This window comes from Amygdalobacter nucleatus, assembly GCF_029167365.1.
Taxonomy (GTDB): Bacteria; Bacillota; Clostridia; order Saccharofermentanales; family Fastidiosipilaceae; genus Amygdalobacter; species Amygdalobacter nucleatus.
In genome coordinates, this window is sequence record NZ_JARFNM010000001.1 from 1,551,324 (window position 1) to 1,564,210 (window position 12,887).

At 32.4% G+C, this 12,887-nt stretch carries 18 protein-coding genes; 7 read left to right on the top strand and 11 right to left on the bottom strand.

Annotated elements, in window-relative coordinates; translation table 11 throughout:
• Positions 1-338 precede the first annotated feature (338 nt).
• From PYS62_RS07075 to PYS62_RS07505, 8 genes are all read right to left on the bottom strand, one after another.
• Entirely contained in the window at positions 339-1,658 is a 1,320-nt protein-coding gene (locus tag PYS62_RS07075; RefSeq protein WP_066713111.1) for an ATP-binding protein, read from the bottom strand.
• Positions 1,655-2,308, bottom strand: a complete 654-nt coding sequence (locus PYS62_RS07080) for a response regulator transcription factor (RefSeq protein WP_066713114.1) — start codon at positions 2,306-2,308, stop codon at positions 1,655-1,657. The genes PYS62_RS07075 and PYS62_RS07080 overlap by 4 nt, the downstream gene beginning before the upstream one ends.
• Before the next feature lie 95 nt (positions 2,309-2,403).
• Positions 2,404-3,780 carry an ABC transporter permease gene (locus tag PYS62_RS07085; RefSeq protein WP_066713117.1) on the bottom strand — a complete coding sequence of 459 codons (1,377 nt, stop codon included), beginning with the start codon at positions 3,778-3,780 and terminating at the stop codon, positions 2,404-2,406.
• Entirely contained in the window at positions 3,780-4,421 is a 642-nt protein-coding gene (locus tag PYS62_RS07090; protein WP_066713119.1) for an ABC transporter ATP-binding protein, read from the bottom strand. Before PYS62_RS07090 ends, PYS62_RS07085 begins: the two co-directional genes overlap by 1 nt.
• Before the next feature lie 9 nt (positions 4,422-4,430).
• On the bottom strand, positions 4,431-5,714 hold the full coding sequence (locus PYS62_RS07095) for an ABC transporter permease (RefSeq protein WP_449224109.1): 1,284 nt from the start codon (positions 5,712-5,714) through the stop codon (positions 4,431-4,433).
• A 13-nt stretch (positions 5,715-5,727) separates the two neighbouring features.
• Positions 5,728-5,826 (bottom strand): 4Fe-4S binding protein, encoded by a 99-nt coding sequence (locus PYS62_RS07100; protein ID WP_452038991.1) that lies wholly within the window; start codon positions 5,824-5,826, stop codon positions 5,728-5,730.
• A 34-nt stretch (positions 5,827-5,860) separates the two neighbouring features.
• On the bottom strand, positions 5,861-6,487 hold the full coding sequence (locus PYS62_RS07105) for a redoxin domain-containing protein (protein ID WP_390085740.1): 627 nt from the start codon (positions 6,485-6,487) through the stop codon (positions 5,861-5,863).
• Positions 6,484-6,687: a hypothetical protein gene (locus PYS62_RS07505; RefSeq protein WP_390085743.1), complete on the bottom strand. Its 204-nt coding sequence runs from the start codon at positions 6,685-6,687 to the stop codon at positions 6,484-6,486. The genes PYS62_RS07105 and PYS62_RS07505 overlap by 4 nt, the downstream gene beginning before the upstream one ends.
• Before the next feature lie 401 nt (positions 6,688-7,088).
• Between PYS62_RS07505 and PYS62_RS07110 the strand changes: the two genes are divergently transcribed.
• The 4 genes from PYS62_RS07110 to PYS62_RS07125 are packed head-to-tail and all read left to right on the top strand — an operon-like array spanning position 7,089 to position 9,088.
• Positions 7,089-7,361, top strand: a complete 273-nt coding sequence (locus PYS62_RS07110) for a type II toxin-antitoxin system Phd/YefM family antitoxin (protein ID WP_066713121.1) — start codon at positions 7,089-7,091, stop codon at positions 7,359-7,361.
• Positions 7,342-7,659, top strand: coding sequence for a type II toxin-antitoxin system RelE/ParE family toxin (locus tag PYS62_RS07115; protein WP_066713123.1), 318 nt, complete (start codon positions 7,342-7,344; stop codon positions 7,657-7,659). Before PYS62_RS07110 ends, PYS62_RS07115 begins: the two co-directional genes overlap by 20 nt.
• Before the next feature lie 47 nt (positions 7,660-7,706).
• A complete protein-coding gene (locus PYS62_RS07120; protein ID WP_066713357.1) occupies positions 7,707-8,270 on the top strand; it encodes a helix-turn-helix domain-containing protein in 564 nt (187 codons plus the stop codon).
• Positions 8,201-9,088: an IS3 family transposase gene (locus tag PYS62_RS07125; protein WP_082714282.1), complete on the top strand. Its 888-nt coding sequence runs from the start codon at positions 8,201-8,203 to the stop codon at positions 9,086-9,088. The genes PYS62_RS07120 and PYS62_RS07125 overlap by 70 nt, the downstream gene beginning before the upstream one ends.
• A 50-nt stretch (positions 9,089-9,138) precedes the next feature.
• On the opposite strand, the gene PYS62_RS07130 is transcribed toward PYS62_RS07125, so the two are convergent.
• Both PYS62_RS07130 and PYS62_RS07135 read right to left on the bottom strand, forming a co-directional pair.
• On the bottom strand, positions 9,139-9,276 hold the full coding sequence (locus PYS62_RS07130) for an HNH endonuclease (protein ID WP_082714281.1): 138 nt from the start codon (positions 9,274-9,276) through the stop codon (positions 9,139-9,141).
• A gap of 360 nt (positions 9,277-9,636) precedes the next feature.
• Positions 9,637-10,362 carry a MerR family transcriptional regulator gene (locus PYS62_RS07135; RefSeq protein ID WP_066713345.1) on the bottom strand — a complete coding sequence of 242 codons (726 nt, stop codon included), beginning with the start codon at positions 10,360-10,362 and terminating at the stop codon, positions 9,637-9,639.
• A gap of 458 nt (positions 10,363-10,820) precedes the next feature.
• On the opposite strand from PYS62_RS07135, the gene PYS62_RS07140 reads away from it, so the two are divergent.
• The 3 genes from PYS62_RS07140 (at position 10,821) to PYS62_RS07150 (ending at position 11,874) form a co-directional block, all read left to right on the top strand.
• Positions 10,821-11,099, top strand: a complete 279-nt coding sequence (locus PYS62_RS07140) for a type II toxin-antitoxin system RelE/ParE family toxin (protein WP_066713348.1) — start codon at positions 10,821-10,823, stop codon at positions 11,097-11,099.
• 145 nt (positions 11,100-11,244) lie between these two features.
• A complete protein-coding gene (locus PYS62_RS07145) occupies positions 11,245-11,550 on the top strand; it encodes a type II toxin-antitoxin system RelB/DinJ family antitoxin (protein WP_066713351.1) in 306 nt (101 codons plus the stop codon).
• Positions 11,551-11,703: 153 nt separating this feature from the next.
• Positions 11,704-11,874: a type II toxin-antitoxin system RelE/ParE family toxin gene (locus tag PYS62_RS07150; RefSeq protein ID WP_315574203.1), complete on the top strand. Its 171-nt coding sequence runs from the start codon at positions 11,704-11,706 to the stop codon at positions 11,872-11,874.
• Positions 11,875-12,099: 225 nt separating this feature from the next.
• Here PYS62_RS07150 and PYS62_RS07155 read toward each other — a convergent pair whose 3' ends face one another.
• Positions 12,100-12,732 carry a helix-turn-helix domain-containing protein gene (locus tag PYS62_RS07155; protein WP_066713354.1) on the bottom strand — a complete coding sequence of 211 codons (633 nt, stop codon included), beginning with the start codon at positions 12,730-12,732 and terminating at the stop codon, positions 12,100-12,102.
• Positions 12,733-12,887 lie beyond the last annotated feature (155 nt).

The following is a 12,887-nucleotide window of genomic DNA, read 5'->3' on the forward strand; positions in this document are numbered from 1 at the left end:
GTGGATGTTTTCTTTTTTTGCTTCTTGCCATTTTTTCGGCCTCCTTTAATTAGTTTATATCGCAGGAGTACCTATTGGAATCTTTCATCTGCTTTTTACAGAAATTATTTCATACTCTCCTAAATTCAGGTCTTTCCTTAACAACAATACTGTGCTTACCATCCATTGTGTCCTCCAGCCAAACTGATAAAGCAAATTTTTCCTTCTCTTTCATAAACATTCAAATCCTGATTTCTTATATCAGTTGTTTTATATTCTCTTTCAATAAGAAAAAGTATTTACTTCCATGGCAATAATAAGTTTATATTTTTCAATACTATTGCAAAACTATATCTTATTTAAGAAAATATTTTAATTTTAAATATAAAGAAATCTTCATCCTGCAGTGCTTCATATTCTATATTGTAATTATTCAGAATATTACTTACAATATATAAACCTAAGCCATTACTATTTTCTTTATTTATATCAAAATTAACATCGAATATCTTATTCATGTTCAAAATTTTATTATTAGCGTTTGAATTTTCTATATACAACCAATCATTAACCACCCTAATATTAATCGCCCCACTTAAATCCGTATATTTTACAGCATTGCTAATCAAATTAGACAGAACAATTCTTAAAGCTGTTTTCCCTATATAAATATTCTCGTCTAATATATAATTATTGACAGTTATTTTCTTTTGTTTGGCTAATACTTCATACTTTTTTAGCACATCTTCTAATGTATCATTTATTCTTAAATATTCTTCATCATTATTCAAATTTTCTATAGAATGAATAGATAATATTTGATAAACATTTTTTGTTAAACTATCAACGATTTCAATGCATTCATTAATATAAACATCTCTTTCTTTGTATTTCCCAATATTATATTTCATATTTTCCAATATTATTTTAAGACTGGCAAGTGGAGTTTTAAGTTCATGGGATGCACCCTTAAAAAAATCGTATTTTAACTTTTCTAATTTTAAAATCTCTTTGTTTTTAAATTCTAAATCGTTAATATTTCTTAATAAAGCAGAATACAAATCATTAATTTGTTGTTTTAGTTGTCCAATCTCATCGTTTGAGCCAACCTTTAAACGTATTTTTTTATCAAGTTTCATCATTTTATCAGTCACAGTTTTTATTTCTTGTATGTTGTTTTTTATCAATTTTGCATAAAGCAAAGAAATAACGGCAGAAAATAAAATTGATATCAATAAAGAATATGGTAAAAATTTAAGGCTTAAATTTTTTGCGTCTTTTTGCATGTCAGCTGTAGAAACAAATTGCAGATTTATTTTTTTACCATCATTAAGATTTATTTCTCTTTCTTCAATTATCAAAGAATTACTATCACTTTCTGGATTAAAATTTATATTATCTTTGATTTGTAATTCATTATTATATTTTTTTTCTTTTATAAACGCCTTTATTTCACTACTTTTAGAATAAAGCTCTAATGCTTGTTCTATATATCTTATTTCTTTTCCATTCATATTTCCGGAAATTTTATTTGCCATATTATGAATCTTTTCTTTTCTAGTTTCCAAATATGTTTTAGGAAAGATAAAAAAAACCAACAAATGAACCGATATAATTATTATCCCAATGACAGAAAATATTTGTATAAACATTTTGGGGAATATCTTTAATTCTTTCATTTTCTCTCCAATTTATATCCCACATTTCTTATAGTAGTTATACAGTCTAATTGTAATTTTTTTCTAAGTTCTTTTATATATACATCTATTACTCGATCATAAGGAATTTCTTCGCTATCCTTCCATACATAATCAATGATTTGCATTCTTGTTAACACTTGTCCATCACGGTCCAATAAGCATTTTAAAATTTCTAATTCTTTTGCATTCACATCTATTTCTTTATCATTTATTTTAGCCGTATAGCTATTAAAATTAACCGATAAATCCTTATATTCAAATTTCTCTAAATGCCCATAAGTCTTCTTAATTAATGCATCTATTCTGGCCTTTAAAACCGGTAATGAAAATGGCTTTTCCACATATCCGTCTACCAAATTAGTAAATGCATCAATTTTATATTCTTCATCACTAAATGCAGTCAAGATTATAATTGGTAAATCGCTTTTCTTTCTAATTTCCTTCAATACTTCTAAGCCATTTATAAAAGGTATCTGAATATCTAAGATAACCAAATCTATATCGCTATTAAATTTTGATAGGGCTTCCCTGCCATCTTTAGCTTGAATAACAGTATATCCGAATTCCGAAAGATATTCACTTATACCCTCTCTTATAACACTATCATCTTCAACAGTTAATATTCTCATAGATGCCTCATTTAAAATATACATACTATATTATACAGTATATTATTTAATCTTTAAAATCTGAAAATTTTCGGTGCTTTTTAGCACCGAAAATCTTAATTATTGTCAATTAATAGTTCTTTGGGATTCTTTCTTAGTATATTATATGAAGAAAGAATCAATGATACAAGAAGTACCAAACTCACAAATATAACTACATAAATTATAAATTTAGGTAACATATTTATATCTAAACTTGATAAAGTCTTGTTAAAGCCTTCAGCTTCTGCCCCACCGCCTAATTGGCTAGACGCAGATTGTCTGGCTATTTGTTTAGCTATCTCACCGGTAACCTTATTCAATATATTGTTCCCAAGCTTATCAGCTGTATATTGAGCTAAGAAATAAGAACCGAAAAGTGCGGGAAAGGATATGAATACCATCTCAATTATAAATTGTCCGAAAATTTCTAATTTTGATATGCCTAATGACAGTAATACCGCTATCTCTTTCTTTCTTGCATTCATCCATAAGAACAGCAACAATGAAACTACAACGCCTGCAAATATTAATGAACCGGCAAACAGTTTGTTTGATATTGAATAGATGCCCGATATGGATTGCTGTAATGCTGGATAATTTGATGTGCTCTTAATCAAATTATATTCTCTCCAATTTATATCCAATTTCCCAAGATCCCTTATTACGCTATCAAGACTTTTATCACCTTTTACGAAGAATGTTGCATCTTGATATACAGCTGTATTTTCTGTGTTTCCATAAACTTTAGCAGCAGTGTGAACATCGGTAATCAACGTGTTTTCATAAAGCTCTTGTGCAGCACTCACTCCTCCACTGTTATGTCCATCAAACAAACCTTTAATTTCTACTTCTACGGTTTCATTTGCTCCCTTTTCATTATCGGCATCAAATAAATTGGATTTTAATTTAATTTTATCTCCGACTTTCAGATTGTTTTTTGCTGCTAAATCCTTATGCATCAAAACTTTATTTTTATCATCGTTTTTTAAATGATTTCCTTCAACTAATTTATATGCTTCTGATACAAATTTTGTTTCTTTTGACGAGTCGTTAACACCTGTCAACATAACCGTTCTTTTAAAATTCTTAGCTCTCTCCGGTGATTGATTTGCAAGTGTCTCTTCAGTTTCAATAATATCATAATCAACTAGATCCGCGACGCTGTTTATTCTTTTTACATAGGAGTCTATACTGTCTGCTTGAGATATCTTTTTAATGTCTTCACCTTTTACATTTCCTCCGCCCCTAGGTGTTCCCGGATTTACTTGTCTATTGATCTCCATAGAAAAACTGTTTGTTATGTTGGCAAAGGTTTCTTTTGAGGCTCTGTCTGTGGCATCTTTGATAGATAAACTAATGAGACACAAAGTTGCCATTGATAAAATAACCAATATAAGAATCAATGATTTTAAGCTTTTTCTGGTTACATAAGCAAATGCATTTTTTATCATTATTCAACCTCCACTTTTTTCAATTTTTTACCACTTAATTCTAAAATTATATCTGCAGAATCCGCCACTTCCTTACTGTGTGTTACAACTATTACGCATTTATTTCTATTTTTAGCTAATTTCTTTAATATATCAATTATTTCTCCGGCTGTAACACTGTCTAAATTACCGGTAGGTTCATCAGCCAGTATTATCGGAGCCTCCGATACCAATGCTCTGCCAATAGCTACCCTTTGTTGCTGTCCACCGGATAACTTCATAACATTTCTTTTTATTTGTTTCTGATCTAGTCCCAGTTCAAATAGTATACTTTCATCAGCTGACTTATTAACCAATCTAATATTTTCAAGTGGTGACAAATAGTCAATTAAATTATAGTTTTGAAATACCAAAGATATATTATTTTTTCTATGATTACTATATCCCTTTTCTTCTATATCTTCATTCTTAAATAATATTTTTCCTATTTGAGGTTTATCAAGACCGGCAAGCAATGAAAGAAGTGTGGATTTTCCTGTTCCTGACTTTCCTACTATCGCATAAAACTTCCCAGGTTCAAATTTTTGATTTACTCCTGACAAAACTTTTTCTTTAGAATTTGCATAACTATATGCTACATTCTTTATTTCTAATATATCCATTATTTTCTCCTAACTTATTTTTGATAATATTTCTTTAGGCTTCTTGATTAATATTAATGAAGAAGCAAATAAAACTGATAAAACAATAATACTTATTAATATTAAATAGCTTTGTCCAAGTGTTGCTATATTTAGCATAAAACTACTATTATTTATTAAGCTTCCACCGAAAACCATTGATTCGTCTGATTTAATGAATCCATCAACAATTATTTTTAACAATACATTCCCTAAAAATAAGGAAGTTATTACGCCTAGGACAGATATGAATACTAACTCTAATATAAATTGCATTATAATCTTTATCTTAGAGGTACCGATTGATAATAATATACCTATCTCATAAATTCTTTCTCTTAACCATAGAATCAAGATTAATGAAAGAACAACCATACCACCTAACATAATAGAATAAGTCATTATTTTTATTATATGTTTTATTCCACTCACTGACTCCAGAGACTCTTCAAACGCACTATTATCTTTCTCAATAGAATAATTTGATTCATCAATTTTAAGCTCTTTCAATTTGTTAAGAGCTGAATGTGTAGATTCTGCACTATTAGAATACATCAAGATTTTATTTGCAATTTGATTATTTCCGGTCTTATTTAATATCTCTTGACTAGTTGAATAATCCACGAACACCATATTTTCACTGAAATCAGAAGATAATCCCGTGTATTTTTCTTGTTTTTTGCCGGAAAAAATCCCTATAATTTTGAATTTATGATTTCCAAATTGTCCGTTGCTCTCTGTATCCAGTAATTCAAGATTAACCTCATCACCTAATTTTAGATGATTTTGTTTGGCAAATTCTTCATGTACAAGAATTGAATTCTTATCATTTTCTCCTATACTCTTACCTTCTTTAACGGTAAATACTCCACTGCTAAATAAAATATTTCTTTTAGTATTATTTGTAGCTTCGAATGAAACAACATTCTTTAATTCGCCAGATATATCTTCCCTGTTTATTTTTTGTTCTCCGCTAACTACTTTCGCATCTTTTAGTTTTGCCAATCCATCAAATTGAATTATTTTTTCTTCAATTTCTTTTATTTTTTCAATATCTTTAAATTGATTTACATTAAAATGTTTACCGTCTTTTTTTGTTATTGATATTGAAGCATTAGAATTTTTATATAAAGTCTTTTCTATCTTATTACTTGATTTCATTATTGTTAGACAAGAATACAAACAAGAAAGAACTATTGTTAAAATAATAAAAATAATAAATGTTCTATTCTTTTTTCTTGTAATATATGCTATTGCATTTTTTATCACTATCATAATACGCTCCTCTCTATTTTTTTATCCACAAACTAATTGCATCCACGGGACAAGCATTTTTACATCGTCCACATCTGATACACTCTAGATGATTACAATTTTCAACTGGAATTTATATTCATTTGGCAAACTTTTTTACATCTACCTCAACTAGTACAAAAAACTACAGCTCCTCTCATACTTTTATTCAAATGATATGAAGCCTTTGTCTTTTCATGTATCAACTTTAACCTTTCAATTGCTTCCTTGTTTTCACCGTTATCATCAACAGTATCTGTTACAACTCTAACGACATTTACACCCTTGCTTTTCATTTCATTCTGAACCTCAATCAAATCAGGAATTTCCTTTACACAAGCTGTACACCAACTTGCAAATACGTTTACCGTAGTAATATCATACTTTTCAAAATACTTACTTGAAAAATCCTTGCCATTTATATCCTTTGTTGATAGGTTACGTAAATCTTTAACGGACTCTTTGCTAAATGCCTCTGTATTTTCTAAATCAGTTTTTTCTGATAGCACAAAACCATTTTCAGGACGCTCTTTTTTATCTGTAATTTCAATCTCAGTATTTTTAAATTCTTCCACAAGATTGCTTTCCGCTCCGCTATTTGTGCTTAAATAGCAATCGTATTTTCCATCACTTGAAACTCCTATTTTAGTACGAGTATTGCAGCTTGTAATTTCAGATATTTTTTCTTCTGACATATTTTTTTCAAATATACCAATAGTCCCAATTCTTTCAATACCATTCTTCCACTTTTTCATAACCATCGCCCATTTTTTCTATAACTGCATTTTTTTGTTTTTCCATCATTTTTTTCAAATGTCAAAAATGTATAATCTGACGGTTTAAAAGTTTCATTTTTGCCATTTGCATTATTTGACATGCCTGCTTCTTCAGAAATTATGGATTGTCCTTCTCTAATTTTATTGTTTTCATTACTTTTTTTGACGGCCAACTGCACTTAAACCTAAACATAACGTAAGTAATAGGCATGCTCCTCTTGATACTTTTTTTCATAAATTTTTCCTCCTTTATTTTTTACACAATAGAATTTTTTAGCTTTTAATGACATTCTACGCACCTTTTATGAAACGTTGATGAAATATAACGCAATACATCAAATAAAAATGCCTGCGAAAAATATTTTAACTAAGCATAAGTAAAAGAGCCAGTAAGGTCAGAATAGACATGGTCAATAACGACCTTGTATATTAATGTCTGTCAGATTTATAGGAGACTGACGCCTCGGCTTTGTAGGTTGGATTGAATGAGCCGGATGGGATTTATTGACTTTTTATAGCTGGTCTTCTTTTAATTTTAATAAAATTACGATATTATCTTGATAAAAAGGAGGATGATATCATGATCAATATTCGTCCAGTTTCTGATTTGAGGAATAAATTCCCTGAGATAGAAGAAACGGTTGTTAATTCCAATGCGCCGGTATTTCTTACAAAAAATGGTTATGGAACAATGGTTCTCATGAGCCTTGAGCAATATTCTTCCCTTACTGATGACATAGAAAGAAAGCTTGATGAAGCAGATGCTTTTGCAGCAAACACCTCTGTTCGCCTTTCTCAAGCTGATGTCTTTGATAGTGTAAGGAGCAGGATCAATGAGCAAGAACACCTATAAATTAGCCTTTCTTCCACTCTTCAAAGAAGATTTGCTCGAGGTCGTTGACTATATAAGCGTTACTTTGCAAAATCCTGATGTAACCCATCGTCTCGTTGACGATATTGAATTAGCCATTGTTAAGAGACTCGAAATGCCACTTGCTTTTGCTCCTTACCAATCGGCAAAATTACGAGAACATCCTTACTACAGGATCAACGTCCGTAATTTTGACGTTTTTTACGTCGTTATCGACAACACCATGGAAGTACGTAGACTTCTATATGCAAAACGAAATATTGATGCACTACCCAAATAGTGATATGTACCCCTTTTACTGGACACAACCAGTGAAAGGGGTTTTGTATGAAATACGATTATGCTTTTAAACTTAATGCTGTAGAACTATATCGCTCTGGTCAGTGGATTGAGACACCAGAAGGTATAAGTCAAAAGAATTTTAGAAAAAGAATTGTACAATGGTCAAGAATTGCAGATATATATGGTCTTGATTCTCTTCGGCATCCAACTACATGTAAAGAACGTTCGGCTGAATGTAGATATCAGTTAGTAGCTCGTGTACTTGCTGGTGAATCACAAAAATCTGTTGCTATTAGTGCAGGAATTGATAGTGGATTATTGTCTAAATGGGTTCAGACATATAAAGTTAAAGGGTATGAAGGATTAAATCTCAAAAAAGGCAGAAAAAGTAAGAAGGAAGCAAACGTGAGCAAGAAATCCAAACCCACTGATTTAACCCCATCAGAACGTGAAGAATTAATTCGTCTTAGAGCAGAAACTGAATACTTAAAAACGGAGAATGAAGCAATAAAAAAATTAATCGCCTTGAGACACGAAAAATGGGCTGCGGAACTCAAGGCGAAAAAGCAGCAATCATCAAAGAACTCCGTGAAAAAGGATACCAATTAAAATATCTCTTAAAAGCTATTGGCATGTCTAAATCAACTTATTATTTTGAGATTAACAAATCAGATGTAGTTGCTGATCGCAATGAAGAATTACTGATTGTTATTAGAGAAATATTTGAAAAAAACAAGCATAGATATGGTGTTCGTAGAATTTATCATGAATTACTAAATCGTGGATATCATATAAATCATAAGCGAGTTCAACGCCTTATGCATAAAGCAGGATTAGCTGGTAAGCGTCCAAAGGAAAAATATCATTCTTATAAGGGCGAAGTAGGTAAGATTGCTGATAATGTAATAAATAGGGATTTCAGTACAACAGCACCATTGCAGAAATGGACAACAGATGTCTCTCAGTTTAATTTTTCATGGGGGAAATGCTATATCTCTCCAGTACTGGATATGAATACGAATGAAATCATTTCATATAATTTATCAACAAGCCCGAATCTTGAGCAGGTATCAAGAATGCTGGATAGAGCTTTTGAAAAATTCCCATCTGTTGAAGGGCTTATATTTCATTCAGACCAAGGTTGGCAGTATATGCATGCCTATTTTAGAAATACCTTACAGAAACACGGTATTGTACAGTCTATGTCGCGAAAAGGTAATTGTTATGACAACTGTATAATGGAAACCTTCTTCGGAAGACTAAAGAATGAGATGTATTACGGCTATGAGAAAGATTATTCCTCCTTCGAAGAATTCTCAAAAGCAGTTGAAGAATATATAGATTACTATAATAATAAAAGAATTCAGGCAAAAACAAAATGGATGCCTCCTGTACAATACAGGATAGCATCCATGTGTCCAGCCTAGTTCATAAATATGTGTCCAGTATTCTGGGTACATATCATAGCCACTTTTTATTAGTGGGTATTCTTATACCAGCAATCTCCACGCTTAGCATGAATCGTTGAATGGCAGGATTTACAAAGAGAGAGCAGATTCTCTCTTACGTGCGTTCCACCTTCTGAAATTGGTTTAATACGGTGGACTTCCTCCACTGTCTATATACAGCTCTAAGAGCTGCCATCTCAAGCTCAACCGATTCAAACGTTTCTTTAGAAATAATGCCAGCATGATGAGTTGTGTGCAAAAGCTGTCTATTAGAATTATTTGGATCTGCGATTGTAAGCTCTCCCTATTTTTAGACTAATAAAGCCTAGATTTTCTCATCATGATAATTAGCCTAAACCATATTTTCCCACTTCACAGGGTGGATGCAACTGGATGTTCTTTTTAGCGATAGCAGGCGTAAATCGTTAAAAGTATAAGACTACAAAGTTAATTTGTACTCTAATCAAAATAAAAAGTATCTGCCAATTAAACAGATACTTTTAGTCATAAGCTTTTCTAGGCAAAAACTATTCACAATAGTATTCAATTGCTTTGTTTACAAAATCTGCCGTTCCTTCACCTGCAAAGCGATCAATATTTTTAGTGAAGTCGCCACCTCCAGTATACATTTTACCAAGTACTGATAATATTTCATTCGAACACTTATAGAAATTAGTTGTAATAAATTCTTGCAGTTTCTTAACCAAGGCTTGTGCTTCTTCTGCATCGAACTCCGTTGATTTTAATTTACCAAATTCAGCAAAAATCAGCATTAGTTGCTGATGCAACACTTTTGTCTCCTCATTACTTCTGCTCTTATCCTTATGTTCAAACTCCTTCCATTCAGCTGTATTACCCCAAGCCTCCTTTGCTTGTTTTGCATACACATCAATCTTTGCAGTATCGAACGCTGTAAAGTCCATAATATTACCTCCTAACGCTTTAAGCCCTTTCGCAAAAAGAATTAAATTTTCTAAATGTTCCTTTTTCAAAGTAAGTAAATTAATTTGCTGCTCCAGTGCTAAATTCTTGTCAAAGTTTTCACTATAGATGATTTCTTTAATTTCTTTTAGCGGAAATTCCAATTCTCTAAATAGTAAAACTGACTGTAGCATCTTCAAATCATCGTCATTGTATAACCTATAGCCGCTTTCTGAATAAGCCGTTGCTTTTAATAAACCGATTTTGTCATAGTAATGCAAGGTTCTAATACTGATTCCTGCTATTTTACTTACCTCATTAACAGTTTTCACAATCTCACCTCCTGTTATCTTAAATCTAAAGTATGACGCTACGTTGTAGTCAAACGGTTTTGTAAAAAATAATTTAATGATTTAAGTTGAGTATATAAAGCTTAAGTAGCGCTGCCCTTCAAAACATATTGCATTTGTTTCACATTTGAAACACAACAGCGGTAATAGGAGGTGTAAAACTATGGCTAAAACCGCAAACATCAATATCAGTATCTAACCAGAATTAAAGCAAAATGCTGAAGAACTCTTTGATAACTTTGGTATCTCGGTTACCGATGCCATTAATATTTTTTGCATACGTCCATCACGGAAGGCGGTTTTCCTTTTACGATCAAACAACCAAGGTTTAACGCTGAAACACCGGCAGCTATGCAAGAAGCTAGAAGAATTTCTAGAGACCCTGACGCACCGTCTTATTCTTCCATTGAAGAGTTAAAGAAGGCGTTACTGTCTGACTGATGTACAAGATAAAGTTCACGAACGCTTATAAGAATAGTTATAAGCGTATGATTAAGCGTGATATCGATGTTTCTCTTTTAGATGAAGTGGTTGATAGTTTAAGACAAGGCATTGCACTTGATCCTAAACACAAAAACCACATGCTAAAAGAAAGATTCTCCGGTTATTTTGAGTGTCACATCAAGCCTGACTGCTTACTCGTTTATCTGAGAGAGGATGATATTCTTACTCTCACACTTATCGATACCAGTAGCCATGCAGACCTGTTCAACATGTAAATATTTGAACATATCATTCTTTCACAGGTAGTTAGTACTGCAAGATTCTAACCCGAATAATAAGCTAATCCATTATTGCTTTCATTTGCTTGCATACGCTTGCTTATTTTTTTGTAAAATATAGACGGAAAGGAGTGTTAATATTATGACAAATACAAATGCTGTCTACGCACGAATCGACACTACCCTCAAAGAAAATGCTGAACATATTTTAAGCCAACTTGGCATAACCCCCTCCTCAGCAATCCAAATGCTTTATAGCCAAATCGTTTTACAAAAAGGCATGCCCTTTGAACTCCGCCTGCCAACCAATAAGCCCATTACTTTAGGTGCTCTTACTCAAGATGAGCTAGATAAGGAATTGCAGGAAGGCTTAGATTCATTAAGAGTTGGCAAATCTTATAATGCAGATGAAGTAGATCAGTTCTTTGCAAAGGAATATGGTGTGTAACTACCGCCTATAACATCATTTATTCTCCTAAGGCACTACAAGATCTCAGCGAATTATACGAATATATTCGCTTTACTTTGCAGGTCCCGAAAGCCGCTGAAAAAGCAGGTCAACAGCATAAGAAAAACAATTCGTTCCCTTGACACTATGCCTATGCGCCATCCTCTTGTAGAGTGGGAGCCTTGGCATTCTATGGGAATACGCAAAGTTCCCATTAATAATTACACAGTTTTTTACCTAGTAGATGAAGATAAATGTGCTGTAACGGTTGTTCGTATCTTTTATGCAGGCAGAAACATCGAAAATATTATCAACAACAAATAATGAACTTTTTTGACGCATAGGTCGAATAATTTCAGTAGACTGGCTGGATGCAAAGAAGATGCATTTTTATATGTGTGCAAAAATCGAATTTTATTTCTTATGATCAACTATCATGTAAAGACACTAAAAGCATGTACAAAACGCGGAAAATAAAAATCAGGAGAATGCGGAAATCAAAACTGAAAACCACATTCTTCTGACCAATTCCCAACCAACTACCGGTTCTTACTTATCACGTAACTTACCAACTTGCGTAAATTCCTTATCCCCAACACACATCTTCTTATCAGTGAACTTTACTCGCATCATTCTGCTAATAATATGCTCATCCGTTATCAGCACAAAAAATTGCTTTTCTTTTTTATTCACCAAGTAATACTGTTCACTGCCAATACTCTCTACCGCTTTACCGAATGCAAACGTATCAAACAAAGGAATACCACCGAACAAAGTAGTAATAAACCCGATAAAATTATCCATAAACTTTTCAGACGAATTTGGAATAAACTTCGTCACCGTGAGCATAATAATTTCAGCGTCCGGATATTCATCGCGAATAATTTGATCCTTCATCTTGTTTTTTTTACGAACACCCAATTTTGCATTAAGACCATACTTCGCTAAATCAATAGGCTTCTTAATGATTGACAAATCAATAGCATTGTCTTTATCCAATAAATAGTCGACAGTAACACCAAGCGCATCCGCAATCACCTTCAAATTTGCAACATCCGGCAGGCCGCGACCACCTTCCCACTTCGCTATCGCAGCACGCGAAACCATAATCATTTCAGCAAGTTCTTCCTGAGTTAAACCCGCTTCCACGCGCGCATTTCTGATTTTTTCTCCTAACAACATCGTATAACTCCTTTCATTGGCTATGAGTTTTCGTTCTTAACGATTATTTGGTTTGTTCGTAATGCAATTAATAATCGCACTGCGTAATTACATGCTAACGAGCAACATATGAATAGAAAAGGAACGAACGAGAACACAAGCGTTACGAAGCGTAA